The sequence below is a fragment of the Syntrophaceae bacterium genome, assembly GCA_013177825.1.
In the GTDB taxonomy this organism is placed as follows: domain Bacteria; phylum Desulfobacterota; class Syntrophia; order Syntrophales; family PHBD01; genus PHBD01.
Genome location: JABLXX010000002.1, coordinates 1 through 24,452, shown reverse-complemented (window position 1 = coordinate 24,452; position 24,452 = coordinate 1). Strand labels below are relative to the sequence as shown.

Annotated in this window: 31 protein-coding genes and 2 pseudogenes; 15 read left to right on the top strand and 18 right to left on the bottom strand. The window is 49.5% G+C overall.

Features of this window, described 5'->3' with window-relative positions:
• Window positions 1-103 precede the first annotated feature (103 nt).
• Window positions 104-1,381 carry an MFS transporter gene (locus HPY65_05130; protein ID NPU83851.1) on the bottom strand — a complete coding sequence of 426 codons (1,278 nt, stop codon included), beginning with the start codon at window positions 1,379-1,381 and terminating at the stop codon, window positions 104-106.
• A 303-nt stretch (window positions 1,382-1,684) separates the two neighbouring features.
• On the opposite strand from HPY65_05130, the gene HPY65_05125 reads away from it, so the two are divergent.
• The 7 genes and pseudogenes from HPY65_05125 (at window position 1,685) to HPY65_05095 (ending at window position 6,648) form a co-directional block, all read left to right on the top strand.
• A complete protein-coding gene (locus HPY65_05125; protein ID NPU83850.1) occupies window positions 1,685-3,253 on the top strand; it encodes a GAF domain-containing sensor histidine kinase in 1,569 nt (522 codons plus the stop codon).
• A complete protein-coding gene (locus tag HPY65_05120) occupies window positions 3,250-3,897 on the top strand; it encodes a response regulator transcription factor (GenBank protein NPU83849.1) in 648 nt (215 codons plus the stop codon). Before HPY65_05125 ends, HPY65_05120 begins: the two co-directional genes overlap by 4 nt.
• A 410-nt stretch (window positions 3,898-4,307) precedes the next feature.
• A pseudogene (locus HPY65_05115) lies at window positions 4,308-4,484 on the top strand (hypothetical protein).
• Between the two features lie 41 nt (window positions 4,485-4,525).
• Window positions 4,526-4,691 (top strand): annotated as a pseudogene (locus HPY65_05110) (transposase).
• Between the two features lie 117 nt (window positions 4,692-4,808).
• A complete protein-coding gene (locus tag HPY65_05105; GenBank protein NPU83848.1) occupies window positions 4,809-5,018 on the top strand; it encodes a hypothetical protein in 210 nt (69 codons plus the stop codon).
• Window positions 5,015-5,872 (top strand): IS21 family transposase, encoded by an 858-nt coding sequence (locus HPY65_05100; GenBank protein ID NPU83847.1) that lies wholly within the window; start codon window positions 5,015-5,017, stop codon window positions 5,870-5,872. Before HPY65_05105 ends, HPY65_05100 begins: the two co-directional genes overlap by 4 nt.
• Window positions 5,869-6,648 carry an ATP-binding protein gene (locus HPY65_05095; GenBank protein NPU83846.1) on the top strand — a complete coding sequence of 260 codons (780 nt, stop codon included), beginning with the start codon at window positions 5,869-5,871 and terminating at the stop codon, window positions 6,646-6,648. Before HPY65_05100 ends, HPY65_05095 begins: the two co-directional genes overlap by 4 nt.
• Window positions 6,649-6,781: 133 nt before the next feature.
• On the opposite strand, the gene HPY65_05090 is transcribed toward HPY65_05095, so the two are convergent.
• The 16 genes from HPY65_05090 to HPY65_05015 form a co-directional block, all read right to left on the bottom strand.
• Window positions 6,782-7,801, bottom strand: a complete 1,020-nt coding sequence (locus HPY65_05090) for a lipid A deacylase LpxR family protein (GenBank protein NPU83845.1) — start codon at window positions 7,799-7,801, stop codon at window positions 6,782-6,784.
• Between the two features lie 185 nt (window positions 7,802-7,986).
• A complete protein-coding gene (locus tag HPY65_05085) occupies window positions 7,987-9,171 on the bottom strand; it encodes an OmpA family protein (protein NPU83844.1) in 1,185 nt (394 codons plus the stop codon).
• 98 nt (window positions 9,172-9,269) lie between these two features.
• A complete protein-coding gene (locus tag HPY65_05080) occupies window positions 9,270-9,419 on the bottom strand; it encodes a lmo0937 family membrane protein (protein ID NPU83843.1) in 150 nt (49 codons plus the stop codon).
• Between the two features lie 97 nt (window positions 9,420-9,516).
• A complete protein-coding gene (locus HPY65_05075) occupies window positions 9,517-10,272 on the bottom strand; it encodes a BON domain-containing protein (GenBank protein NPU83842.1) in 756 nt (251 codons plus the stop codon).
• A 186-nt stretch (window positions 10,273-10,458) separates the two neighbouring features.
• A complete protein-coding gene (locus HPY65_05070) occupies window positions 10,459-10,638 on the bottom strand; it encodes a CsbD family protein (GenBank protein NPU83841.1) in 180 nt (59 codons plus the stop codon).
• Window positions 10,639-10,653: 15 nt separating this feature from the next.
• Window positions 10,654-10,968 (bottom strand): BON domain-containing protein, encoded by a 315-nt coding sequence (locus tag HPY65_05065; protein ID NPU83840.1) that lies wholly within the window; start codon window positions 10,966-10,968, stop codon window positions 10,654-10,656.
• Between the two features lie 374 nt (window positions 10,969-11,342).
• Entirely contained in the window at window positions 11,343-11,648 is a 306-nt protein-coding gene (locus HPY65_05060) for an antibiotic biosynthesis monooxygenase (protein NPU83839.1), read from the bottom strand.
• Between the two features lie 182 nt (window positions 11,649-11,830).
• Complete coding sequence (locus HPY65_05055) at window positions 11,831-12,961, bottom strand: hypothetical protein (protein NPU83838.1); 1,131 nt, start codon at window positions 12,959-12,961, stop codon at window positions 11,831-11,833.
• A gap of 41 nt (window positions 12,962-13,002) precedes the next feature.
• Window positions 13,003-13,314, bottom strand: a complete 312-nt coding sequence (locus HPY65_05050) for a hypothetical protein (GenBank protein NPU83837.1) — start codon at window positions 13,312-13,314, stop codon at window positions 13,003-13,005.
• A gap of 37 nt (window positions 13,315-13,351) precedes the next feature.
• Window positions 13,352-13,618, bottom strand: coding sequence for a YtxH domain-containing protein (locus tag HPY65_05045; protein ID NPU83836.1), 267 nt, complete (start codon window positions 13,616-13,618; stop codon window positions 13,352-13,354).
• A gap of 284 nt (window positions 13,619-13,902) precedes the next feature.
• Complete coding sequence (locus HPY65_05040) at window positions 13,903-14,217, bottom strand: hypothetical protein (protein NPU83835.1); 315 nt, start codon at window positions 14,215-14,217, stop codon at window positions 13,903-13,905.
• A gap of 70 nt (window positions 14,218-14,287) precedes the next feature.
• Window positions 14,288-14,770, bottom strand: coding sequence for a Spy/CpxP family protein refolding chaperone (locus HPY65_05035; GenBank protein ID NPU83834.1), 483 nt, complete (start codon window positions 14,768-14,770; stop codon window positions 14,288-14,290).
• 499 nt (window positions 14,771-15,269) lie between these two features.
• Entirely contained in the window at window positions 15,270-16,559 is a 1,290-nt protein-coding gene (locus HPY65_05030; protein NPU83833.1) for an OmpA family protein, read from the bottom strand.
• Window positions 16,560-16,675: 116 nt separating this feature from the next.
• Window positions 16,676-16,813 carry a hypothetical protein gene (locus HPY65_05025; protein NPU83832.1) on the bottom strand — a complete coding sequence of 46 codons (138 nt, stop codon included), beginning with the start codon at window positions 16,811-16,813 and terminating at the stop codon, window positions 16,676-16,678.
• A gap of 167 nt (window positions 16,814-16,980) precedes the next feature.
• On the bottom strand, window positions 16,981-18,852 hold the full coding sequence (locus HPY65_05020) for a GNAT family N-acetyltransferase (GenBank protein NPU83831.1): 1,872 nt from the start codon (window positions 18,850-18,852) through the stop codon (window positions 16,981-16,983).
• Window positions 18,853-19,064: 212 nt separating this feature from the next.
• Complete coding sequence (locus tag HPY65_05015; GenBank protein ID NPU83830.1) at window positions 19,065-19,418, bottom strand: hypothetical protein; 354 nt, start codon at window positions 19,416-19,418, stop codon at window positions 19,065-19,067.
• A 1,094-nt stretch (window positions 19,419-20,512) separates the two neighbouring features.
• On the opposite strand from HPY65_05015, the gene HPY65_05010 reads away from it, so the two are divergent.
• The 8 genes from HPY65_05010 (at window position 20,513) to HPY65_04975 (ending at window position 24,137) form a co-directional block, all read left to right on the top strand.
• Entirely contained in the window at window positions 20,513-20,827 is a 315-nt protein-coding gene (locus tag HPY65_05010) for a BON domain-containing protein (protein ID NPU83829.1), read from the top strand.
• 160 nt (window positions 20,828-20,987) lie between these two features.
• Entirely contained in the window at window positions 20,988-21,560 is a 573-nt protein-coding gene (locus HPY65_05005; protein NPU83828.1) for a hypothetical protein, read from the top strand.
• Window positions 21,561-21,589: 29 nt separating this feature from the next.
• Window positions 21,590-21,943 (top strand): hypothetical protein, encoded by a 354-nt coding sequence (locus HPY65_05000; protein ID NPU83827.1) that lies wholly within the window; start codon window positions 21,590-21,592, stop codon window positions 21,941-21,943.
• 519 nt (window positions 21,944-22,462) lie between these two features.
• Window positions 22,463-22,615: a DUF3309 domain-containing protein gene (locus tag HPY65_04995; protein ID NPU83826.1), complete on the top strand. Its 153-nt coding sequence runs from the start codon at window positions 22,463-22,465 to the stop codon at window positions 22,613-22,615.
• A 273-nt stretch (window positions 22,616-22,888) separates the two neighbouring features.
• On the top strand, window positions 22,889-23,161 hold the full coding sequence (locus tag HPY65_04990) for a BON domain-containing protein (protein ID NPU83825.1): 273 nt from the start codon (window positions 22,889-22,891) through the stop codon (window positions 23,159-23,161).
• A gap of 16 nt (window positions 23,162-23,177) precedes the next feature.
• Entirely contained in the window at window positions 23,178-23,357 is a 180-nt protein-coding gene (locus tag HPY65_04985; GenBank protein NPU83824.1) for a CsbD family protein, read from the top strand.
• 200 nt (window positions 23,358-23,557) lie between these two features.
• Window positions 23,558-23,743, top strand: a complete 186-nt coding sequence (locus HPY65_04980) for a hypothetical protein (GenBank protein ID NPU83823.1) — start codon at window positions 23,558-23,560, stop codon at window positions 23,741-23,743.
• 91 nt (window positions 23,744-23,834) lie between these two features.
• Complete coding sequence (locus HPY65_04975) at window positions 23,835-24,137, top strand: hypothetical protein (protein ID NPU83822.1); 303 nt, start codon at window positions 23,835-23,837, stop codon at window positions 24,135-24,137.
• Here the strand turns inward: HPY65_04975 and HPY65_04970 are convergent.
• Window positions 24,130-24,452 (bottom strand): transposase (locus HPY65_04970; protein NPU83821.1); only part of this gene is annotated, 323 nt, incomplete at its 5' end. The genes HPY65_04975 and HPY65_04970 overlap by 8 nt on opposite strands.

Sequence of the window (24,452 nt, the reverse complement as noted above, 5' to 3'; positions counted from 1 at the left end):
ATGAGTCTTTTCTCTTTTGAGCCCGGCCCTGTCGATCGCGCTTGCCGGCTTCCTGGCCGCCCTGCAGTGATCCACCTTGACGGGATCGTCGTCTCGATGATGATTACGCCGCTTTCCCGGCTCTCTGAATGCTGACGGCCTTTTCCTGCCGGAGGAGGATCAGGGCCAGGAAACCGCCGACCAGGGTGAGGGCGGCAAAGGCATAATAGGCGTAATTGAACGAATTGGTTGCCTTGAGGATGAATCCGACCACCATGGGGGCCAGGATGCCCGAGAACGATCCGCTGCCGAGCATGAAGCCGGTGACCTTGGGAACATCGGCCCGGTTGAAGACCCCCATGACCAGGGAGAACATGATGTTCATCGTGCCGTACGCGAAGAACGAGGCCATGAAGAAACAGGCCAGGCTCACCTCGATGGATGGCGTGATGACCGCGTAGACGATCAGCGGCACGGAGCAGAACATGTTGAAAGAGACCCAGCTGGACCGGTGCTTGAAGGGGAACCCCCGATCCGAAAGCCAGCCCAGAATGAGGGCGCCGAGAGCAGCGCCCACAAACGGAAGCGAGGACAGGAAGCCGCTCTTCACGAGGGAAAGCCCCCTGGCCTTCAGAAAATACGTCGGGATCCAGTTGATGTTGGCCCAGACGAACATCAGGTCGGAGAAGTAGACAAAGCAGAGCATCCAGACGATCGGGTTCTTGAGGTATTCGGACAGGGTCGCTCCGGGTGCCGTCAGCGCCGCAGCACCGTCCGCCTTGGCAATGGCCGATTCGATCTTTTCACGTTCGTCTTTCGAGATATGCGGATGGGAAGCCGGATTGTCCCGCAGGCGCAGCAGAACCAGGCCGACCAGGGCAAAGCCCAGGACACCGAAGATATAGAAAACCGAGTGCCAGCCGTAAGACGCCACGATGAGGCCCGCCAGCGGGATCCCGATGATGGCGCCCACGTTCATGGCGGAAGACATGACCCCGATGGAGAAGGCCCTTTCATTGGGAAGCATCCAGTGGTTCAGGAGCTTCGTACAGATCAGGAACATCGGCCCCTCGCACATCCCGAACAGGATCCGGATCACCAGAAGACTGATAAACGACCATCCAAAACCGGTGAATATTGTCATGATGGACCAGAGGACTATAATTACCGCCAGGAATTTACGTGCTGAATATTTCTGGGCGAGATATCCACCCGAAAAATTCATGATTGTGTATCCGATATTGAAGCCGCTCATGATAATTCCCATGAGAGCGACATCGATCGTTAATTCTTTAATAATGAGAGGTGCTGCAACGGAGAAATTAAAACGATCAAAATAGGAGAGCATTGTTACAACGAACACCCAGAATACAACTTCCCAGCGATAACTCATCATTTTCATAAATTTACCTCCTTGTTATAATATTTATTTACAGATGAAATACCTATTTGATTCTATCGACCATGACATAATTGGTTGTTGTTTTCTTTAAATTATAAAAAATCCGGCTCTCCTTCGCTTATTAACGTAACTTAAACAAAATCAACAAAATGGATTTGACAACTTCTGAAACATCCGATAATGAGAAACGGAAAATGTTGGAGAGTCTTAGATAACAACTGAGTAAATTTGGCAATCCGCAAAATATGGGAATTATAATCCTTAAAAATAGGGATTTTCGTATCACTAATTTAGGGGAGCTCCATGCCGTCCTTAAATAATTTCCTGAAGCAGAGGAAAGAAGATTTGCTGAAAGGCATCATCGAAAGCCTGGATGAGCTGCCGCCCACGCCTTACCTAGACCATCTCATCCGCTCTTCCGAAGGACAGCGCCGGATCAGTCTTTGGCTGGACTTGCTTGTTCAGGCTTTGGAGGGAAATGAGCAGGCTTTGTTCGACGATCAGAAAAACATTGGTTACATTCGAGCCACCCAGGGGTACGAGTTTTCCCAAACGTCCCCATTCTATCCGACTGCCCTGAAAACATTGAATAAATCATTGATAGAGGCTGACAGGAGGGTAACGCGGAATTACTTTTGCGACTACGGCAGGCTGATGGAGTATTATCTCCACGGCTATCAAATGATCTCCGAATCGTACATCCATACCCGTGAGGATATCATTCATGAAAAGATTTTTCATCTGGAAGAACTATACGACTTCACAAAGGAAATCATCATCACGCAGGACATAGAAAGCATCATCGAAATCCTGCTTAAAAAGATCCACCGATTAATGGAAAGAGGAACATGCTATTTTCTGGTTTCCCAAAACGGAAAGGGCCATTATGTTTATAATCAGCCGTCGGGACGCCCGTTAAAAAACGTAATCAAACTCATGGAGAAATCCTACAGCAACCGCTCCATTTTATTTGAAAGCAAATCAGGGTGGATCACGAATCAAATCCAGAAGATAAAAAGAAAGACGTTTGTAGCCATACCCGTTTACCTCCGCGGCCAGTCTTATGGCGTGATTTCGCTTGTGAACAGGAAAACGCCCTTTGAATTCACAGCCAGGGAGCTCCATCTTCTCAACCAGTTTCTTTATATCGCCGTCATCGCGCTGGACAATGCCCTGATGTTCAGGCAGATCGAACAAAACCATCAGCAATTGAGGTTTCTTACGGAAAAGATCATCACCATCCAGGAAGAAGAACGAAAACAGATCGCGGTTGACATCCACGACAGCCTGGCCCAGACACTGGCCTCGATCGGCTACAAGATCGAATTCTGCAAAGAGCACATCCATCATCCCGAACAGCTGTCAAGCCAGCTCGATCTCCTGACGGGGATCGTCAAGAATGCAATCTTCCAGTCGCGCAGCCTCATGTCGGAGCTGCGGCCCGAGCTGATCGACACCATCGGCCTGATGGCGGCGATTCGCCGTCTCCTCGACGATTTCGAGACGAAAACAGGTATTCGCGTCCATTCCGACCTGCCCACCCGGGTTGACGTGCAGGCGTCCGCCAGCATCTGCATATACCGCGTGCTGCAGGAAGCGTTGACGAATATCAGCAAGCATTCTCTGGCAACAACCGCCCACGTTACCCTGAGGAAAAAAGGCAGGAGCATCTCTCTGGTCGTGTCGGACAACGGCAGGGGTTTCGACCTTTCCTCGGGACTCCTGAAAATGGCCAGCCAGAACAAGCTCGGCCTGGTGTTCATGAAGGAGCGGGTCGAGGCCTGCGGCGGGAAATGCGCCATTGAAACCATGCACAACAAGGGGTGCCGAATCGAAATATCGGTCCCCCTGGAGAAGAGAAAAGCATCATGAGCATCAAGGTTATGGTTGTTGACGACCACGATGTCGTCAGGGAAGGCCTGAGGCAGATTCTGGAAATCTCGGATGATGTGAAGGTGATCGGCGAAGCCAGAAACGGACTGGAATGCCTGGAACAGCTCGACCGACTCTCCCCCGACATCATTTTCATGGACATCCAGATGCCGGGCATCAGCGGAATAGAAACCACCAGGCTTGCACGCAAGAAGAAGCCCGGCGTGCGGGTTATCATCCTGACCATTTATCAGGATGCCGAATTTGTGACGGAGGCGATCCAGGCGGGTGCCATCGGGTACGTGCTGAAGACGGTCGGAAAGGACGAACTGCACAAGATCATCCGCCATGTCATGGACAACCATGCGTTCATCGACCCCCTGGTAACCTCCTCCGTGATCGACGAGATCAAGAGAGATGGAAAGGTGGTGGAGAAAGCCGAAAAGCCGGTATTCACAAAACGGGAACTGGAGGTCATGAGCGGACTTGTCGCCGGCCAGAAGGACCGAGACATTGCCGAATCATTGAACATCTCGGCACATACGGTCCGATCCCACATCAAGAATATCTTTCAGAAGCTGGGCGTCAGCACAAAACCGCAGGCCGTCGCGGCCATCATGCGGGAAAAAATCATAACGGGATAATTCCCGCCAATATCCTAAAACTTTTCTGAATGTCACCTGGCTGGAGCGTTGCAGAACGACTCAGCAGAACGACTCAGTTGTGCGCGGGCTGGTTTCATTCCCACTTCGTGCCCTTGCAGCCTGTTTGGAAATTGCTCCACATGACCTGCCCCAAGATGTACCATGTCCGGAGTTCGTTTTCTGATACCTTGAGTGTACGCCAGAGTCTGGATATGTTCTTGGGGGGCAGGTCACCTCCGCGACAGGAACAAGGGCGAAATGGCTGTGATTGATCTAGCAAACTCCATGTTGGTTCGTATCATTGGTGGCCTCCGAATAAGTGCCATGTGATACTGTTCAAGACCAATCTCCTTCGCCTGGACTATTTCGAGCATTTTGCCGGAAATTGGAGTGGCGTCAAGGTACTCGACATGTGGGTTGTGGTGGTAACTACTTGTGAGCACCTTGCCCGCTTTTGGGCTGTTGTATCGGCCACAGTGGCGAAAAGACCTCGGCGTGGGCGGAATCCGCAGACGGGCGGGGCTATAACGACCACAGGTCGGAAGGTGGTTATGTTCAAAGTGTCTCCGATGCTGAAGAAGACACTTCGAGAGTCAATTGAAGCAAAGGAGCATGAAAATTCAGGGGTTTCACCAATCCAGGGAAGCCGACGGACAATGCCTTTGAGGAATCATTCATCGGGCAGCTTCCGGGACGAGTGTTTGAATGTAAACCGGTTCTTATCCCTGGAGGATGCCCGTGACAAGATCGAGGCATGGCGGACGGATTATAATGAGTACCGCCCTCACAGTTCCCCTGGAAACAGAACGCCCCGAGATTATGCCGGATCGGGGATTTTTGTCAGCGGTCATGCAATAATGACCCCCTACGGTCACTGAAAAATGACCCCCCAACCGAAAGGGGGATCGCAAATGAGCATTGCCGAAGTCATAATCCTCCCGATGGCAGCATCGGGAGGGGACGAGATGATCAAGGGGGACCAGTGGCACGAGATCCACACGCGGCACAGGCTTCATGAGTCCAAGAAGTCGATTGCCCGGGCGCTGGGTCTGGACGTGCGTACGGTGCGGAAGATTCTCAGCCAGAAGGAACCCCGGTTGCCTACACAAGAACGACCATGATGAGCAGCATCCTGAACCCCTGGAAGGAGCACATCTTCGTCCTGACCCTGAGCTACAGCCGCGGGATGTTTGTCCAAGCCGCCACGGACGAGAAGCTTCCCTTGTTCATCCGCTGTCACCTTGCCGCATTCGATCACTTCGTCGGTATTCCCCACGAGATCCTTTACGACAACCCGAAGACAGTCGTTGTTTCCCGGGATTTCGAGGGCCGTTCCATCCGCTGGAATGCCGCCTTCTGGGATTTTGCCCGGTATTACGGGTTCCGTCCCCGGCTTCATCGGCCCTATCGTCCCCAGACCAAGGGCAAGGTGGAGTCGGGCGTCAAGTACGTCAAACGGTTCCTCAGGGGGAAAGCCTTCGCTTCCCTCGATCACCTCAACGAGTCGCTCCTGAACTGGATTACAACCGCAGCGGATCAGCGGATTCACGGGACCACCCATCGGAAACCGGCGGAACTGTTCCTGGAAGAGCGGGACCTGCTGCTCGACCACCAGGGAAAGCCGCCCTACACGATCCAGGAACGGGTCGTCCGGCAAGTCTCCCGGGACTGTATGGTCGCCTTCGAGACGAACCGCTACTCCGTCCCCTTCCGATTTGCCGGCAAGCAGGTGGATGTTCAGGCTGTCGATGATCGGATCCATGTCTACCATGACGGTCAACTCGTCGTTTCCCACACCCGCTGTGAAGGCACCTATCAGAACCGGATCAACAAGGAGCACTACTGGGGTCTCTTCCGGCGGGATCGTCTGCCGGCCACGCCGGCCTGGCACCCTTTCCGCCCTTCTCCCAAAGAAGACGTGGAGATCCGGGACCTGGCCTTCTATGAGGCCGTTGCCGAAGGAGGTGCCCGATGACTCCGCTTGCCCGCATTCAGGAGAACCTGCGGCACCTGAGGCTTCACCGGATCCAGAACCTCCTGGAGAACAGCCTGGAGGAGGCCTCCCGAAACAATCTCTCCTACACGGACTTCCTGGATCAGATGCTGTCCCAGGAGGTCGCCGCCAAGATGGAGAAGAACGTGTCCATGCGCACCACCATGGCCCGGTTCCCCTTCGTCAAGACCTTGGAGAGCTTCGACTTTGCCTTTCAGCCCTCGATCGACAAGAAGAAGATCAAAGAGCTGGCTTCCTGCCGCTTCATCGCCAACGGCGAGAACATCATCCTGCTGGGACCGCCGGGCGTCGGGAAAACCCATCTGGCCGTTGCCCTGGGTCTCAAGGCCGTCTCGGAAGGATACCGGACCTACTTTACCCAGGCGACGCCCCTGGTGGCCTCCTTGACCAAGGCCTACGCCGAGAACCGCTTCGAGGAGAAGCTCAAACTCTACTGCCAGTCCAAGCTCCTGATCATCGACGAGATCGGCTACATCCCCATCGACCGCCATGGTGCTCACCTCTTCTTCCAGCTCATCTCTCGCCGTTATGAGAAGGGGGCCCTGATCCTGACCTCCAACCGGAGCTTCAGCCAGTGGAACGAGATCTTCGGGGATTCCGTCATCGCTACGGCCATCCTGGACCGGATCCTCCATCACTCCACCACCGTCAACATCAAGGGGAACTCCTACCGCCTGAAGGAAAAGGTCAAGGCGGGGCTCATCCAACAGTCTCCGCACAACGAGGAACCATCATAAACCAAGGGGTCATTTTTCGATGACCACAAAGGGTCATTTTTCGGTGACCATTAACAATTTTTGAGGCCGGAAAACTAACCGCCTGACTGGATCACTTGTTGGGGGACCGTCATTCTCATGATGGTGCAGGTTATCAATAGGTGAAGGAAAGGGTAATCGATGCAAATTTCTGTGCCCCTTGCTGGTCATGAAACTCTCTGGTTCGTATCACTTCGGCTATCGAGAGTTTAAACCGGTAAATGATTATACCGACGCCGATAGCCACATTGCCGACGAAGTATTCCTTGTCGACACTGTGACTGCGGGCAAAGGTATTGCCATCAAGGAAGATATCCCTGAGCACGGCCCGGCCATTTGCGGTTGCATAAAGATAAAGGCTATAGCCTTCAAAGCCGGAAAGGCGGGAATATTCTGCCGTGACAGGGGCATTGGCGCTGCTTGCCGGCTGGATTTGCGATTCTCCGAAGTCCAGCGGAACGTTCAAACCGAAGCGGGCTTCTATCCCGGCATTGGCATAAGTGTATATGTTTCCCAACGCGCCTCCCAGCAGAGTGAGCACATCGCCCCCCAGGCCGTTCCCGAGGTCGATATCGAATGCACGCCATTTTCGCGCATAAATGAAGTTCAATCCCGGCTCATTCTTCAACTGATGGTCCCATCCTTCGGGACTCTCGAAACCCCTGAGATCATGAACAGCTTTTTGTGTGAATTGGGCGTAGGATTGCGGTCCAACAAGGCCCACCTGAATTTCCATGGAATCCAGACGTCGTTCATTCTTGCTGTGAAAGGCGACGGCAGAATAGAGCCATCCCGCATATGGTCTGTCATTTGCGATAAGATCCGCCCTCTTGGTGTCCGCCGGCGTGTACATTGCCTGGCCGACAGAAAAGGCCACATTGCGTTTCATCCCTGGTTCATTGATGAAGGGCAGCATCTGGATATAGCGGTGGCTCCAGGCCGGCAGCTTCTTGCTTTCCGCATAACTCGTCAGGTCGGGTGAGATCCAGGTCAGCTTGACCCCATTCGTGTAATGTTGATCCGTGTTGAAGAAAAGATCGTTTTCAAAATAGAGACTGAACGTCCACGGATTTTCCTGCTGCAGGTCGGGTGTCGCGCCGTAAACAATGGAAACGTTCGACAGAAGGATGAGCATGATGCATCCCAGGCATCTTGGGAATCGGGAAATCACAAATCTGATCATCTTATAGAACGGGCCGGCACTATCAGCTTGATTCGACATTGACCATTCCATACCGTAGCCTTTTCCGGGCGATTTCGTTCCAAAATAAAGGTCCGGATCGATGGATAACACCTTTCCGGACCTTTCATCTGATGTTCCTACTGCACAATTATTTCAAAGAGAACCCTCATGTTTGCCTTTGCCGCTTTAGAGTAAAGCTCTTTGGGCGCGGCTTCGTACATAGCCGGGTTTGCCTCGCCGTAACCGATCGTGGAAAGCTTGGCCGGTGTAATGAGGCCTTCGTTAATGAGGTATTCCTGGACAGCGTTGGCCCTTCTTTCGCTTAACCTCTGGTTGTAAGCATCCGTGCCGGAAGCAGAGGTATACCCCGCAATGCGGACTTTGGCTTTCGGGTTATCTTTCAGAAGCTTGATGTTCCTTTTCAGGATCTCCTGTGCTTCCGGCTTCAGGGTCGACTTATCGAAATCGAAATGGACGTCTTCAAACGCAAGGACAATGATCTTCGGCTCAGCTGCGGCAGCCTTGACCTTCTCCTCGACGATCGGTTCAGCCGCAGCAATAACGACCTTCTCCTCCGTCTTTGCAATCAGCTCCTGATAGCGCAGACAATCTCCAGTGATAACTTTTTCGACAAAGGCGGCCATAGCTTCCGGAGTTGCCAGTTTATCGGCATTTACGGTGTATCCGCCTTTCACGTTTTGAACAATCTGCTCTGAAAGCTCTTTCCCATCACGAGCGTATCCTACCTGAATGGCATAAACGCAGAGCTTGTCGCCATACTCTCCGTTGACTCTCGTTATGGCGCTCATAACAGCTTCGGGCCTGATGTCATCAATGCCCGGAGTTTCGGAGAAATCACTGACAATGAGCATGGCCGAATTGCCCCGTGCTCCTCGGAGATCAGCGCCTGCTCCTGTTATAGCGTCAGCCAAAGGAGTTCTACCGGTGACAAATTCGATAGAGTTTATTGCTTTCGTATAATCTTCCTTAACAAGGGGCTTCATTCCATAAATCAGAGCCGTTTCGTTGGACCAGAAGGTCCTGAGCCCTGCATTCAGCTTGATTTCTGGAATTGTTGCGATCATGTTTTTTGCAGCATTTTTTCCATGTATCAAGCGAGTGGCCTCATTGACCATCGGCTTACCGTGCAGCTTGCCCATGGAGGAGGATTTGTCAAAGAGGACAACCATATTATCCGCTTTCTGAACCAATTTACCCGATCGAATCTGCGGGTTAAGATCAACCGGTTTAAATGACGCACAACCGGCAAACAGTATGCAAAACATCAACAATAATGTTGATCCATAGCCGAATCTTTTCATTTCACGATCTCCTTTAGCTTTTGTTGTTCAGATTCAGTTTTCCCTTCTGCATATACTTAATCTTGCACGAAGTTTTCATGTGCCAAGGATCCTCCTTTCTAAACGGGCCTCCGCCCCTGAATGACTCTGACCAGCACAATGATGATGGCAACAACCAGCAGGATATGAATAAAATTGCCAATCGTATAGCCACTCACCAGCCCCAGCAGCCACAAAATTACAAGTACAACAGCAATCGTCCACAACATCGGTTCCTCCTTCCTGATCACTCTTTCCCGCTGCCGGCTATTGCGCTGCCATACCAACCGGAAGTGATCATACTGTCCCTCTGGTCTTGGAATCGGTCTACTCGATGGTCATCTGGTTTTTTACAGCCTTCACGCCGTTCACATCGTTGGCGAATCTGGTGGCCAAGTTCAATTCTGCTGCGTTGCTGGCTTTGCCACTCAATGTAACCACACCCCTCTTCGTGGTGACCGAGGTATGCAGTGCACTTGTCGAGCGGTGATATAACAACGTCATCTTGACCTGGGCTGTAATTGAAGCGTCATCAATCTTTTCGCCGACAGTTCGCGTCTTTGTAGAAGTCCTTATCACGGTCATCTCATTACTTACGTCTTTCACCCCTTCGACATCCTTGACGTATTCGGTTGTCAGATCCTTTTGCGCCTGGCTGGTCGCTTCACCCCCCAAGGTAACAATTCCATCTTTCACGTTAATTTCCGTTTTAGAGCCGATCACACTGCGATGAAACAAGAGCGTGGCCTTCACTTTATCCCGGATCCACGCATCCGAGTTTGCGGTGGGGGCGGCACCCTTGACCTCCAGCCTGTTGTCCACGCTTTTGACGCCGGGCAGCCCCGCAATGGTCTCCTGGGCCAATGATTTGTGGGATTCTTCAGAGACAGTTCCCGTTAAGGCAACAATACCATCCATGGACTTGACTTTGATATCATCAGCCTGAAGGTAGGTCCTGAACACATACGACCTTCTGGCGGTTGATTCGATTCGGTTATCCATCTCGGATGCGAACGCAGGCACACTGAGTGCCAGCATAGCCACCGTCACCAACATTAGAAACATTGAAGATATTACTCTCATGATATGTTTCCTTTTTTTCGAGTTTGCAGAAGCCGCCCCGCCGGCAGGGCGGCTTCAGGGGAAATCCACTTCTGGACGATGTACTCAACCACGGCTTCCACCCGACGGGTCTGCTGCCGGCCTTTCTCGGTCTTGTTGCTCGCGATAGGTTTCCTCAGGTCGAAACCGTTGGCGGAGAGGCGCTCCTTACTTCCCCCAAACCTTCTTAACCTGACCGATCTTTTCCTGGACCTGGCCGGCGATCTTTTCACCGGTTCCTTCAGCTTCCAACTTTTGATTATCGCTCAGTTCCCCGGCGATTTCCTTGAACTGACCCTTTATTTTGTGAAACTTGCCTTCTAGTTGGTCCTCTGTGCTGGCTTTCATGGAATTCCCCTTTGCCTATTTCACGATGAGATCATTTCTGACGGAATTGACCCCTTCAACGCTGCGTGCGATTTGGCCCGCCTTATCGACAGCCTTTTGAGAATCAACGAAGCCGCTCAACTGGACGATGCCTTTGCGTGATTCCACACTGATCTGAAATGATTTGAGAAAATCATCACTTGCGAGCAGAGATTTTACCTTGGTCGTGATGACCGTATCATCAATGTAGTTGCCTGCACTTTCGCTCGTCCCCGCCAACGAATAGGTAGCAAAGGTGGCCATCAGCATAAGAATCACGAGTACGTGGATAACGACGTTTCTCTTTTTCATGGTGTTACTCCTCTCTGTAAGGTTGTAGTGAAATGGTCGGTTGATAGAACTTATCGCCTGAACGTATGTTAAATTTTACGGAATTTACCTGAATCTGCCAAGCACCCTCCTTTCCGGATACATCACCTCCTCCGGAAGAGTTTCAACTTGCTGCAATTAAGGCGTCCGTATGTCACCTCATTACCTCCTCGCATTTTGAACGCTTGCGCTTTGACCAACTCTCATCATTTTCCGATTCTCCAGTATCACCGGGTCAATAATCTCTCCGCAGATTAAACATTTCCATCCCCAAAACTGCTCATAGGGACCGTAAAATCTGTCATGGATCATGGCACCCCCGCAGCGAAGACACTTTCTAAGAAGCAATTCGTCCACTAATTGTCCTCCATTCCCACTGGATGAATAAGGTTGTGGAATGTCATCGTATAGGGTTCCGCGAGGAGGTTCTCTGCCCCCCTGAGTACTTGAAAATTATCCGATTTCAGGTGGTTCTTAAGGTTCTCCTGAGTGTCCCATTCTTCTAGAAGAAAGAGCCCATTTTCATCCGTAATATGCTGGCAGAAGTCGCAGCGCTGACATCCCTTCTCCATCCTGATGGAATCGGACAGTGATGGAAATGTCTGTGACAACTCCATACGCTTATTAGGAAGCACCTTCATTCGTATGATTACGAGGATCATGGAAGATATAACAGCAAGTAGCCTGCCAATAGCCGGAGGAACGGCAGAAACTTTGATTTTTCCTTTATTGTCGGTGGATTAGATTGATGAGAGAATGGCTTAGAAGTATGAAAGGATTCTTTTGGCCTCAATATGCGGCGGAACTTCAGTATATTGAGGGAGTTCTTGAGGAAGGACAAATCTTATTTGCTGCCCAAAACGACCTTTTTTTCTACCAGTGATGACTTGCCAAGGGCCATCTTGAGATATTCCAGCATCAATTCTCCAACGATTTGCTCTTTGGGGATTTGAGCATAGGAGCGCTGTTTATTTGCTTCAGTTGTGCCGATTTTACCGGTCTGGATGGCCAAGGATTGTTGTGACCTCTGCAGTGCGTTATACTTTTCAATCAGATCTGGCTTTGGCAATGCGGAAAGTCGATGATAAGTGGAAATCATCTGGTTTGGAGTGGGCAAGTTAGGCGATTCGAGGATTGTCTTAAAATTTCGGGCAAATCGTTTCATGCCATTCGTTATATGAGTCGTTTGGACAAAGTTGATCCCAGACCATCCAGCCCGAATCCATTGAAAAGTACCGGTTCTCACCATAGCGCCTGATTCAACATAGACTCCCACGGAAATAAAGTCATAGATGTAGGACTTAGCCCAACCTATACCTTCCTTGAATGAGCCGGGTTCGCCAGAATAATAGTAATTCCAATCGTCATCATTCCCCAGGATGATCCCCTTTTTACCGACGCCGGAGTTATTGATCTGTTTGGAAACGGAAATAAGAACCTGTCTACCCTTATGGTTGAGAAGGATGAGAGTTCTTTTCAGATCGTATTCATAGTAAACGCCCGTGGTCACGTCCGGAGTGTTCGAGTCGCGTTGTAATCCGCGAATGATGACAGGCTCACCGGCTGGAGAGGCTGATCTCCAGTGAATCGGCATATTATGTAATTTCCCCTGGGGGGCAATCCATAAAGAGTACCGCATGGAAGATGGTCTTGTGAGGGCCGCTGGAATTTGGGGGCTATAGGCGTAGTTCAGAAAACGGGGGAAGGTGATCTTTGTATCGAATTCATAATATGCCCCGGGAGACTCCTGATGTTTTGGGAGATCCGCTTCTTTCTTCGACTTAGGCTCAAGGACGTAATCTACGAGGGTGGCAACGGCCTGGTTATCGAGCCCAACTTTGGGATCAGCGCAGAACTGAACAAGCTTCACTGCTGCGGCGGGGGGGATAGGGCTGGAAATGTCCGAGGGAGAAAGAGCCAAGGCTGGTTGATGCTGAAATAGTGCTATCAGTAAAAGCATCACTACCGTAGCCAAACATCGACCGCCGGAAGAGAAGATCATTGGCCAGATTTTCATTATGTGTTTTTGATGTGTGATTTAGCTGTTTTTACGGCGAGATCTCTATTTCTTGTAAAAAATTTCCATTCTATTCCTGACGGATGAATGCTGTCTTCCTTGTTTCGACCTCTGCAAAAATACCAGCGACCAAAGCGCTCGACTGTAGAAAATGGATGTTTATTTGGACAGAGAATTCCGCAGGGATTAATTTCCTTGAAAAAAATAGTTTCGTCTGGGACTTCGTCATAAGACATGTCATCAGGCAACGTGATTTGAGATACATCAACGCCTTTTGTTTCCTCTTTATCAAGCCAGTCAGAAATATGCATTGATTCTTTTCTCCAGGATCGTTTTCTGTCTGTACTCTCACTTGATGGTTTCCATGTCCTCATCAATGACCTTCTTCAGCCCCCCCTTTTTCGTCGCGAATTTATCCTTTCCCTCATCCACCAGTTTCTCTATTTTCTGAATTGCCCACTCATACTTCTCCTTGCTCTTATAGCACAATTCCTCGGCGGATTTCGATATATCTTCCCGTGTCTCTTTCCCGCTTTTCGGGGCGTAGAGAATCCCGAGAACCGCCCCGATTATGCCACCTACCAACAATCCTTTGAGCCAATCGTTTGCTGCCATTTTTCTTCTCTCCTTTTTGTTGTGCTCCTTTGCTGATGATGTACGGAGTCGTTGCAGCGGTCCTTAACCGAAGGCATATTCCCGAACTAGCCTGGAGGGGAGGCTTTAGGAGGAGTCAGGCTCCCCTCCAGTGGCGATCCTCCCCTCTGCCCGGTAAGGAGAGAGATCGATGATCCTCTGCAACACCTCTGGTCGCTTGTCCGGCGGTTCATATTCGTTTCCAGCTTATGCATCATTGCACCGGCCATTTGGAACCTGACATTCCATCCTTGTTCAAATTCAGTCTAGGGATGGATAAAGATGGGTGGGAAAAATATGCTGATGCCCGGCGGAGGAGGCGGTGCATAGACAACCGGCGGCGGGGCATAAACTCGTTCCCTGTAGTAATAAACACGCTTTCCTTTCACATAGCGGTAGTCACGGTCGTGCTCGCGTCCTCTCTCTTCGTAACGTCTATTGTCATGTCTTCCCTGACGTTTATGGTCATCTCTGCCGAAGGCCGGCAATACATCTACACTGCTGATCATTGCAGCCAGAACAAGCCCTATCAACATCTTGCCCGCCACGGAGCTGATATTCCATGTCCCTGATGTTTTCATAAAGTCACTCCTTTCCTTGATCGATTCCAATCTCCTGTCTGGCATCAATCTTCATTTTTATTACAACCGATCATTTCCTCTTGCTTCTTCCATGTTTCCCTGTCCGGAATATTGTGTCGGTACTCTCTTTCTGTTCATCCGACATACTGGCATAGAGCGCCTCAAAAGGAGGGATAAGCTTGTTCTGTTGATCTAAATGGGTTTGTGTAATTTGTTTGTGAAATTTCATCCGCTCAACAGCGTTCATGGTGCTGGTTTGTTCTCTCCTGTCCTTGGTCAGGGCGTCCATGTCTTTCGCGTTTTCCCGCATCACCTGAGTAAGGTTCTTCCACAATTCTTCCTGGGCTGCGGTGATCTTTAATGCGCCTTGAAGCTGTTTGATCTGCGCCTCCGTATACTCGACAGCAGAGGTTCTACCCAATGCTGACGATTTCTTCTTCACAGAGGCCGCAAAAGAAGAATTTGCATTGACGAAAAAAATCGTGGATAGAAACGCCACCATTGCAACAACGAGCGTAGCTGAAAAAGCAACCCGATAAACTTTTCGTTTCATGATCTGTCTCCCTTTCATTGAATGGTTTCCACTACCAACGATAACAGCACAATACTGTGCCGGTAGTGAGCACAATTTCTTTCCTAACGCCGTTCATCTTGCCTGTCTTGTCTGTCTTGTCTGTCTTGCCCGCCATGCCCTTCATATCCTCCACCCCTGCCATCTCTATCCCACCTCATCCAACATCCTCCCATAGAAACAAGCAGCATCACGAAAACCATGGTCAGTATCATGATTCTCTTCATTGCCTCCTCCTTTGATATGAACTTATCCTAGGGTGATATGATGTCGATGATTGATAGGTAGTTGCAAATCACCGGCCATTAGCCGAAGGAAAACCAAAGTCTTTGATTAATCCTTTAAATACAGATAGTTAGATCGACTGGAGTGGACGGGAAAACGGATGAAATGATTCGTTTAGCCTCAATATGCTGTGGAGCCTGAATATATTGAGGAATAGGTTGTGGAGAGTTACACAACATAATAGCATCATCGCTGGTTATTCTTCAAGCGAGCCAGTTTTGTGATGAAGCCCTGTGCTTTTTCCCAAATCGAAACAATTTGCGAGTCCGCAAGCTTCTAAAGCCTCTTCTGCGAAGTTACAGCAATTGTGGATCGTCGGATTATAGTCGAATACTTTTGTTTGATTACCGGCTTTTCGCGCATTTTCGGGATTGTAACTTCTGGCATAGTGACTCAGGCAAGCTCTATACCATTGAGATCTTTTCCTAGTCGCTTTTTTGCCAATACATATTGGCATGGTTGCATAATGGGGTTCAAAATTATCCAATTTTGTTCGTTCATCCTTGTCGGTAAATTCTACAACATCAAACTGATTTTCAGTCGCACCGAATAAACTTATCGCCGCCCCAATTTTTCGAAAATCTGTCATGCCGGCTTTTTTTAAATCTGGCAAAGATTGCAACTCAAGCTGATAAAATGAATCTGGATTTGTTTTGATTCGAATGGCACAGTGAGAAAAGATCCCTCCCCACATTGCATAAATTTCCAGTGCCGTCCCTTTAACTGCCTTTGAAGAATAAGATGCATCCCCCTGTAATTCCTTGAATGATTTGATTTTCTCATCAATATATTCTTGATTAACTATAGGAAAACCTCCTTTTGGTAGATCTGAATCTTCAAAAAAAGAGTATACTTTATTCTGGATTCCATCCGCTACAATATGCGCTTCACCTCTACGGTTTTTTTGTCTTCCTTCCACCGTCTTGTTGCTTGCAATGGGTTTTTGGTAATCATAACCAACCACTTTGATGCGAGAACTGACGATACCAAACTTGTCAACAAGATATGCTTTTATTGTAGTGGCACGAAGCAGGGATAGTTCAACATTGACCACTTTTTTGCCAATATTGTCTGTATGTCCTTCTATGACCGCCGACGTTGAGGAATATTTATTCATAAAATCGGCAATTCTCCTGATGTCATTGTGAAATTTTGGTTTGATGTTTGCTCTACCGGTGTCAAATTCTACATTCAGTGAAATGGAAACCATTTCTGGCATAGGTTCCGCTATGGAAACGGGTGTCTGCTCTGTTGCTGAGCCAGTTTCTTTTGCAGGTTTCACTTCTTTTTCAACCTCATCAGGTTGGGATAGGGGAACAACTGCCGGTTTTTCGGCTATGGTGATCTTCTGGGCAGGCTGGCCTGAATTCAATTCTGAATTCAACGTTGTGACGTTCGAGGAGGTTATGGATTTCTGTGCAGCACAACCGGCAAGTAATAAAATTACCATTAAAAAAGAAGAAATTTTTAAGAACAGGCTTAACATGATTTATCCCTTGGCAAGTGCCTCCAATCCTTTGGGCTGATGGTTCGCACAGACGGGGAAGCATTGATAAGAAGCTCTTTTTCAGGGTGGAAGTGTATAAATAATTTCTAGTTTCATTATTTCTTGATGTCCTCTACTACCTTATCGACTTTCTTGCCGGCGCGCTCCATCGGGCCTTCTTTCGAGCAGCCCGCTACCCCGACAATTAAAGCGAACATCATCAACACAGCGATGACACCCTTACAATTTTTCATGATTCATGCCTCCTCAGGGAAATCCTTCATTTGCATACACAAAGTCGTTCCATTCTCACTCTGTTTGGATCATGTTCAAACTCTTCACTTCCCAATACGAATCATTGAGTGTCCTTCTCCCCGAGAGGCTTATTCAACGCACCCGTTTCCGTAGAGAAAGTAGGGACTTACCGGAATGTCATCTTCAACTCCCAGATCCCGGCGGCACTACTCTTTTTCAGATCGAAGCCGCCCTTTTCGAAGACGTGCATCATGGGCTGGTTATCCGAAAGGACTTCGGCGTTGAAACCCAGCAAGCCCTGACGTTTGGCAAGGTACGTCAGATAGGAAAGCAGCTCTGAGCCGATGCCTTTGTTGTGGTAGGCATCCTTCACGGCAAAGGCCACCTCTGCCGAGTGTTTCACATCATCCATGTAATATCTGCCGACACCGACAATTTCCTCTTCTTCTTCCCTGGGGACAATGGCAAGGATGGCCATCTCCACAGTGTAGTCGATGATGACCATGTCCTGCAGGACTTCGTGGGGGACATCCTTCCGTACGGACATGAAACGCCGGTAGAGACTCTGATCGGACAAGGAATAGACGAAATCCTTTAGCCTTGGTTCATCACTGATCTTAATGGGACGGAAGAGGATGTTGAAGCCTTTGGCGGTCACCCGATACGATTCGAACTGCTCGGGATACTCGCCCCGGATGCCGGGGATAAAAGCTTGATCCCGGTAGATGAGTCCCAGTTTCTTTGCCTTCTCGATGAGTGACAACTGGAATTTCGGGTGGGCGATGCCAATGAGTTCCATGGCTCTCTCCCGGAGACTTTTCCCATGAAGATATGCGATGCCGTGCTCCGTCACCACATAATGGACATCACCCCTGGTCAGGGTTACGCCAGCTCCTTCCTGGAGTGTCGGGACGATTCTGGAAACGCTCTCCCCGGCTGCAGTGGATTGCATAGCCAGGATTGACTTTCCTCCCCTGGAGAGGACCGCGCCCCGCATGAAGTCTGCCTGCCCTCCAACTCCGCTGTGAGAGATCCTCCCGATCGATTCTGCCGTCGCCTGGCCCGTCAGATCGATTTCCAGCGCACTGTTGATGGCGACCATGTTATCCTGGCGGGCAATATTCATAGGGTTGTTGGTATAATCGATGGTCCGGAATTCAAAGGCCGGATTGTCGTGAAGATATTTGTAGGTCGACTTTTGGCCCATGCAGAAGGTTGTTACGGTTTTCCCGGGGTCGAGTGTTTTGCGGGAATTGTCGATTACGCCCTGCCTCATGAGTTCTACAATACCGTCGCTGATAAGTTCCGTGTGGATCCCGAGATGCTTCTTGCCGGAAAGATTCCCCAGGACGGCATTCGGGATTTTGCCGTAACCCACCTGAAGGGTATCCCCGTCTTCAATCAGACGTGACACATACCGGCCGATCTGCTGGCTTGTTTCTTCAGGGGCGTTCGGACTGTACTCCAGGAGGTCTTCATCATGGGGGACGATATAGTCCACGTCGTCGATATGGATGAAAGCATCGCCGAGAACTCGAGGCATGGAGCGGTTGACCTGGACAATAACAACCGTTGCCTGCTGAACGGCCGCCTTGACGACATCTACGCTGATACCCAGACTCATAAACCCGTATTCATCCGGCGGTGTTGCCTGGACCAATGCAATATCGATAAGCGCGAGGCCGCTTATGAAGAGCCCCGGGGCCTCCGAGAGAAAGATGGGCGTGTAGTCGGCGACACCGCTGTTGACGGCGTCACGGGTACTGTCACCAACAAAAAAAGAGTTATGACGGAAATTTTGCTTGAACTTTTCCGTCGCATAAGGGGCAACACCAAGGGATCGGATATGGAGAACCTCGGCATCGACAAATGCCTTGGGGTGAGACTCCACATAGTGAATCAGATTCCGGACCAGATGCTGCGGTTCTGCACAAGCCGAGCCGATGAATATCGTATCTCCTCGGTGGATTCGGCCGAAGACAACGTCTTCCGGGGCATATTTATCGGGGTGCTTTTGTTGCCATTTTTCCTGATACATGGGGATGCTCTTTACCGTTTTGTTATTGAATAACCGTACGAGGAACCTGTGTTGAACGCTTCTTTGAAAATCTTGCCGGCTGTCTCAACACTGTATCGGGCTGTGTTGAGGGTCGGATCGTAATTGACCGGATCGGTCCGGTCCGCATGGAAGCGCTTCTTAATCAAGGCCCTGCGATCCTATGGGATTGATCCAGAAGCAAATAGGCGTCTCTAAATAATAGCGCCAAGACTCTTGCTGATATATCTTGTCAACCCAAGTACCCGGTTCTTGATGATACCGGGCAACTTCCAGAGAAAATCCATCTCTGCCGGGACGCTGTAAGGATCTTTTACCGGTTGGCCCGGCCTCGGTTGTCCTCTCACGGGATACGTCTTGAAAATATCCATCGGATTGACATTCAGATATGAATTGCACTCAGGGCACTGATAGTGCATGGCACCCGTAAAAGCGTTATGTCCCAAGTATCTGAAAGAGTTTGGCTTCGCTTTTTCAACAGATACTTCCTGTATATCGAACAAACCCTGATATCCGCATTCCATGCAGATTATCTGAGATGCCAGCATTTCATTCACCTCTCCGAATTGCCATGAATATCAAATGATGCCTTCATGACGGTTCGACGATCGAAACAGTCTTTGTGCAGCGCCATAGGCGATATCGCATTCGGAGCTCTACTTGGCTCAGAATGCCTACGGATAGTCCTTCCTGTCATCCCTTGATGTTTCCAGCAGATAGATTGCCTGACGGGGTTTGTATTCAAGCAGGTCCTGACTGTTCCTGAGATATCTGCCAAACATATGATCGATATAGGCCTCTAGTCTGCTCCACTCTTGATCTGCGTGATTATGATCCATTTCCATTCCCCCAATTTATCGTTAGGGCAGGTTCAGACAGCAATTTGCTCGCCTCCCAGCCACAATACTTTGAGAGGAGTCGCAGTGCTGTTATCCCCTCTTCATTCTGATGGAGCCGGACAGTGAAGCAATCCTCTGTGATAAGTCCATGCGCTTCTCAGAAGGACCTTCATCCATCTGATTACCAGAACCTTGAAAATGTCATAGCAAATGGCCGGCCAATAACCGGCGGGAAGACAGCCATTATGATTCATCCTGTAATGTCAATGGATTAGATTAATGAAAGAAAAGTGGAGAAGGATGAATTGATTCGTTAGGCCTCAATATGCTGTGGAACCTGAATATATTGAGGCCTAACGAATCATTTCGTACTTTTCTGCTGTTCCCTCCTACGAATCTAATCCATTGACATTAAGGGATAAATCAAATCTTCTGGCCTTCCTCCGGTTATTGGCAGGGCATTTGCTGTTGCACGTATTATGATTCTGCTCATCTCGCCCCAATGCGAGTTCTTGTCCTTGATTGCATGGTAAGACATTTGAAATGATGCACCAGTCTCTCTTCATGGATGAGAGCAGATCGGTATATAACAATTACGAAGCGCAAGGAGGTAACAAGGCCGTATATCGAAGGCGTTCTTGCTGCAACTTGCATCCTTGCTGGAAAAGTGGAGGCCGTTTATCGGGAGGGTAGTCGGCAGCTTAAGAAAGACCTTTTAATCAATACAATACGTTCAGGAGAAAAGATCTCGCAACCAGTTATTTTTACAGCTCACTGCAAACTTACAGAGAGGAGTAACTGCTATGAAAAAGAGAAATATCATTATCAGCTTTTTAGTGCTGCTTATGCTGATTGTTACCTTTGCGGCCTGTGCATCGACACCCATAAAGGAAAGTACTGGTGAATATATTGACGATTCGGTCATCACAACCAAGGTAAAATCTCTTCTTTCCGAGGACGATTTTCTCAAGTCGTTTCAGATCAGTGTTGAAACCTACAAAGGCACCGTTCAACTGAGCGGCTTCGTTGATTCAGAAAAAGCCGTTAACATAGCAGGTCAAATCGCACATAGCGTTAGGGGGGTCAAATCTGTAAATAATAATTTGATTGTGAAATAGGTTATTCATATTTCGGCATCCATCTGAACCGTAGCGGGTAACACGCCACAACTTCTTAATATTTGGGCCCTGAGTACCGGATTTTTTAGAGTTTCGTTGGGGAGGTGCACAAGGGAGATATGGAATCAATCTGAAGGAGCTCTTTCATCGGGAGATCTGCATGAAAAAGATCGTTCTTGTTTTACTTTTTGTTACGCTATCCTGTCCGGTCATGGCCCAGGAGATGTTCGTCAACGTTGGGGGCACATATGATACGAATACGCGCAATGCGAGAAACCAGTGGTCAGTCACTTACAGGCAGGACTTGGGAGATCATGCAGCATTCAGCTTTTCTTATATCAACGAGGGGCATCAGATAAACCACTATCGCGACGGACTTGCCGCCCAGATCTGGGGGCACACAGATCTAATCGATTCGCGGTTGTCCCTGGCTCTCGGCATCGGGCCTTTTGCATATGCGGATACGCAGGTTGTCCCCATTACAGAAACATTCCAAGACAGGCACGGTTTCGGCGTTATATCCAGTGCGACTGCGACCTGGTACGGGCTGCGCCCGCTGCTGTTACAAGTGCGCTTCAACTACATTGCGACCGAGAGAAGTTTTGATACCTTGTCGGGAACCTTCGGGATCGGCTACCTGCTGGGAGCCTCTGCATCGCCGGAATCGTCCTGCAAACCGGCTGATCGCGAACGGACGACGAAATCACACTTTTTCTCGGTCAATCCGTCCTGAACAGCGCCAAATCGGAGAAGGATACCGCGTTGAGTGCCGAGTACCGGCGCGGTCTCCTGCGCTATGTCGATTGGACGATTGCGTGGCTCAATGAAGGCGATACCAACCCCTTCGGCCGTTACGGCATTATTACTGAGCTCTGGGCCGTCCGAGCATTCTTCGAGGATCATTTGGCCCTTGGGATCGGGGCCGGTCCCTATCTTGCTCGCGACAAATATAGTGGTGACAATGAGGAGAAAACAAAGGTCGCGGGCGCTGTCAGCTTCACGGCCTCCTGGCGATTTCATCCACAGTTCGCAGTCCGCGGCTCCTTTCACCGGATTGTCACCAATTACAACCGAGACACGGATATCTTTCTTGGCGGATTGACCTACCGTTTTTAATGGAAGGGGGTAACGTCAAAGAAGACTGCAATGCGGTTATCATGACAGCCCTGTAGGTGCATGCGCTGCCGGCAGTTGTCTAATCTGAGCGGGGTTGCAACGATCTTATGCCTCAACCCGAACACCCTGAGAGCAAGCACACATTCGTTCAGGGCCGCCCGGCAGCGTGATAAAAAAGAAAGGCAGGTTAACAAAGTGACTAACTCTTCTCAGTATATCCCTAAATATATTCCGGTTCCATAGCATATTGAGGCTAAACGAATCATTTCATGCTTTTCTGCTATTCTCTCTTATTGACCTAATCCCCTGTTGTTAAAGCATCAATCCAAATATCTCACTCCCTTCGGCTGTTGGCCAGCCTTTTGCAATTGTTATCCTCATGATCCTGCTCATCCCACCCAAGATCAACTTGAAGATTGAGGAGAAGACATAAAGCAAGAGAACTTCCGAATCAGAAAAAGGGGAATGGGTAGTAAGCTAAGAAACAAGATCGTCAAATAAAGGGAAAGGAGGAAAAACATGGGAACGATACTGATCGTTATTTTGATTCTCATCTTAGTCGGCGCACTGCCCACCTGGCCTCACAGTAAAAGCTGGGGATACTATCCCAGCGGTGGACTTGGATTGGTTCTTCTGATTGTGATCATTCTGGTGCTGATGGGCCGGCTCTGAAGTGTGCGTGTAACTCTTCAAGGCATTCTTGGGAGAGATAAACCTCCTTCTCAGAGAGCCCTATGAAGTGATGTTCCGCACCATCTCCATCGGGTGTGGACAGAGAAGATTTGGAAGGTGGTCGGCATGTCCGGGAAGAGCTTATAAAAGCTTGCTATCACATCGTGAGAAAAGGTCTCGCAACTCACAACCGATCATTTCACCAAAAACAAGCAAGGAGGAGTAAACGCTATGAAATAGAGAAATATTGTTATTCACTTTTTAGTGCTTCTGATGTTGTTCACCACCTTTGCAACCTATTCGTTGGCAGGGACAAGTGAAAGTGTGGGCAACTACGTTGACGATACGGTCATCACGACCAAGGTAAAATCTCTGCTCGCAAGTGATGATTTTCTCAAATCATTTGAGATCGGCGTCGAATCACGCAAAGGCATCGTTCAACTGAGCGGTTTCGTTGATTCCGCGAATGCCGTCGATAAGGCAGGGCATATCGCTCGCAGCGTTGAAGGGGTCAAATCCGTCAGGAATGATCTCATCGTAAAATAGGCGAAGGAGGAATACCATGAAATCGAGCATTAGGGACAAGGCGGAAGGCACGTTTCATCAAGTAAAAGGTAAAATCAAGGAGGTTACGGGAGAACTAACAGATAATCAAAAGTTGGAAACTGAAGGCACCGGTGAAAAGATAGCCGGCCAGGTTCAGGAGAAAATCGGGCAGGTCAAGTCGGTTCTAGGAAAGTAGGAAGAGTGGCATATCATGCACCGCAGCATGCTTGAGTTTCAGGCTGCGGTTGCATGAAACCACAATCAGGACCTCGAAAGGCATGATGCCCGAAACAACAAACGAACTCGTCATCACGCATGTTTTTGACACGCCGCGATTGCGACATGCTGAAAGAGCGACGCCCAGAGTTTTCACGGACTGATGCAGGACTGAACGATATGAGTTGGTTAGGATGGCTCGGTCTCGCAGTAATCATCACAGGCATTTTGGCCGTAACCGGCATCAAACCGACTGGTACGCGACACGTAGCCCACACGAGCTTGATGTGGATGGCACGGCTCGCTCTTCTGGCGGTCCTCATCATCTTCGGGTACCTGGCGTTTCGAGCCCGATCCGGCGGCTGATGTTGAGTGATCTTCTCCCTGTGTTAATGGGATCTAGCGTGACGATGATCCACCTAAAAGAAAATATATTATCGGATCGAAGGAGAACGTGATGGTTGACGACAATCATGTATTCACCGCCAGTCGGTTGACTTCGGGCAATCTACTTTTCCCGGCGCGTATAGAAGTAAATCAAAACCAGGTTACTCGGATTAAGCCGCGACTCTTCGGTTCCAATGAAGAGAGCATTGCGATCTCTAAAGTGGCTTCGGTCAATATCCATACGGGTTTAATCTGGTCCGACATTAGAATGGATTCGGCGGGAGGAAGCAACCCCATTGCGAGCCACGGACATCACAAAAACGAAGCGCGAGCCATTCGTGATCTGATCGAACGTGGAGTTGCCCCTAATTGACCGGACACGTCTCTAACTTAGCCGCAAGTCTCCGATATTCGCGGGGAGACTTCATCTTCAGGCCCTTGTGGGGGTGGAACTCGTTGTAATCCTCAAACCATTTCGGCAACTGCGCCAGGACGAACCGGGCATCGTGCAGAGGGTTGACGTGAACATAATCGCGTTTAAATGTCTTGACGAAAGCCTCCGCCATCCCGTTGGATTCGGGGCTGTAAAACGGTGTCGTACAGACGATGAATCCGACGGATTCGGCAAACGCAACGGTCTCTCTGGCAATATAGGCAGGTCCATTGTCACTGAGCCATTCGATGGGCT

What these genes read in the sequence shown, in the direction of transcription:
- HPY65_05010 (NPU83829.1), top strand. Translation starts at nt 20,513, where the DNA reads ATGAAAAAGAGAAATATCATTATCAGCTTTTTAGTGCTGCTTATGCTG.
- HPY65_05070 (NPU83841.1), bottom strand. Translation starts at nt 10,638, where the DNA reads ATGAAAGCCAGCACAGAGGACCAACTAGAAGGCAAGTTTCACAAAATA.
- HPY65_04990 (NPU83825.1), top strand. Translation starts at nt 22,889, where the DNA reads ATGTTGTTCACCACCTTTGCAACCTATTCGTTGGCAGGGACAAGTGAA.
- HPY65_05045 (NPU83836.1), bottom strand. Translation starts at nt 13,618, where the DNA reads ATGGCAGCAAACGATTGGCTCAAAGGATTGTTGGTAGGTGGCATAATC.
- HPY65_04980 (NPU83823.1), top strand. Translation starts at nt 23,558, where the DNA reads ATGAGTTGGTTAGGATGGCTCGGTCTCGCAGTAATCATCACAGGCATT.
- HPY65_05005 (NPU83828.1), top strand. Translation starts at nt 20,988, where the DNA reads ATGAAAAAGATCGTTCTTGTTTTACTTTTTGTTACGCTATCCTGTCCG.
- HPY65_05015 (NPU83830.1), bottom strand. Translation starts at nt 19,418, where the DNA reads ATGCTGGCATCTCAGATAATCTGCATGGAATGCGGATATCAGGGTTTG.
- HPY65_05120 (NPU83849.1), top strand. Translation starts at nt 3,250, where the DNA reads ATGAGCATCAAGGTTATGGTTGTTGACGACCACGATGTCGTCAGGGAA.
- HPY65_05030 (NPU83833.1), bottom strand. Translation starts at nt 16,559, where the DNA reads ATGTTAAGCCTGTTCTTAAAAATTTCTTCTTTTTTAATGGTAATTTTA.
- HPY65_05080 (NPU83843.1), bottom strand. Translation starts at nt 9,419, where the DNA reads ATGTTGTGGACGATTGCTGTTGTACTTGTAATTTTGTGGCTGCTGGGG.
- HPY65_05065 (NPU83840.1), bottom strand. Translation starts at nt 10,968, where the DNA reads ATGAAAAAGAGAAACGTCGTTATCCACGTACTCGTGATTCTTATGCTG.
- HPY65_04985 (NPU83824.1), top strand. Translation starts at nt 23,178, where the DNA reads ATGAAATCGAGCATTAGGGACAAGGCGGAAGGCACGTTTCATCAAGTA.
- HPY65_05125 (NPU83850.1), top strand. Translation starts at nt 1,685, where the DNA reads ATGCCGTCCTTAAATAATTTCCTGAAGCAGAGGAAAGAAGATTTGCTG.
- HPY65_05095 (NPU83846.1), top strand. Translation starts at nt 5,869, where the DNA reads ATGACTCCGCTTGCCCGCATTCAGGAGAACCTGCGGCACCTGAGGCTT.
- HPY65_05060 (NPU83839.1), bottom strand. Translation starts at nt 11,648, where the DNA reads ATGATCCTCGTAATCATACGAATGAAGGTGCTTCCTAATAAGCGTATG.
- HPY65_05075 (NPU83842.1), bottom strand. Translation starts at nt 10,272, where the DNA reads ATGAGAGTAATATCTTCAATGTTTCTAATGTTGGTGACGGTGGCTATG.
- HPY65_05040 (NPU83835.1), bottom strand. Translation starts at nt 14,217, where the DNA reads ATGAAAACATCAGGGACATGGAATATCAGCTCCGTGGCGGGCAAGATG.
- HPY65_05100 (NPU83847.1), top strand. Translation starts at nt 5,015, where the DNA reads ATGATGAGCAGCATCCTGAACCCCTGGAAGGAGCACATCTTCGTCCTG.
- HPY65_05025 (NPU83832.1), bottom strand. Translation starts at nt 16,813, where the DNA reads ATGAAAAATTGTAAGGGTGTCATCGCTGTGTTGATGATGTTCGCTTTA.
- HPY65_05085 (NPU83844.1), bottom strand. Translation starts at nt 9,171, where the DNA reads ATGAAAAGATTCGGCTATGGATCAACATTATTGTTGATGTTTTGCATA.
- HPY65_05050 (NPU83837.1), bottom strand. Translation starts at nt 13,314, where the DNA reads ATGCATATTTCTGACTGGCTTGATAAAGAGGAAACAAAAGGCGTTGAT.
- HPY65_05130 (NPU83851.1), bottom strand. Translation starts at nt 1,381, where the DNA reads ATGAAAATGATGAGTTATCGCTGGGAAGTTGTATTCTGGGTGTTCGTT.
- HPY65_04995 (NPU83826.1), top strand. Translation starts at nt 22,463, where the DNA reads ATGGGAACGATACTGATCGTTATTTTGATTCTCATCTTAGTCGGCGCA.
- HPY65_05020 (NPU83831.1), bottom strand. Translation starts at nt 18,852, where the DNA reads ATGTATCAGGAAAAATGGCAACAAAAGCACCCCGATAAATATGCCCCG.
- HPY65_05105 (NPU83848.1), top strand. Translation starts at nt 4,809, where the DNA reads ATGAGCATTGCCGAAGTCATAATCCTCCCGATGGCAGCATCGGGAGGG.
- HPY65_05035 (NPU83834.1), bottom strand. Translation starts at nt 14,770, where the DNA reads ATGAAACGAAAAGTTTATCGGGTTGCTTTTTCAGCTACGCTCGTTGTT.
- HPY65_05090 (NPU83845.1), bottom strand. Translation starts at nt 7,801, where the DNA reads ATGCTCATCCTTCTGTCGAACGTTTCCATTGTTTACGGCGCGACACCC.
- HPY65_04975 (NPU83822.1), top strand. Translation starts at nt 23,835, where the DNA reads ATGGTTGACGACAATCATGTATTCACCGCCAGTCGGTTGACTTCGGGC.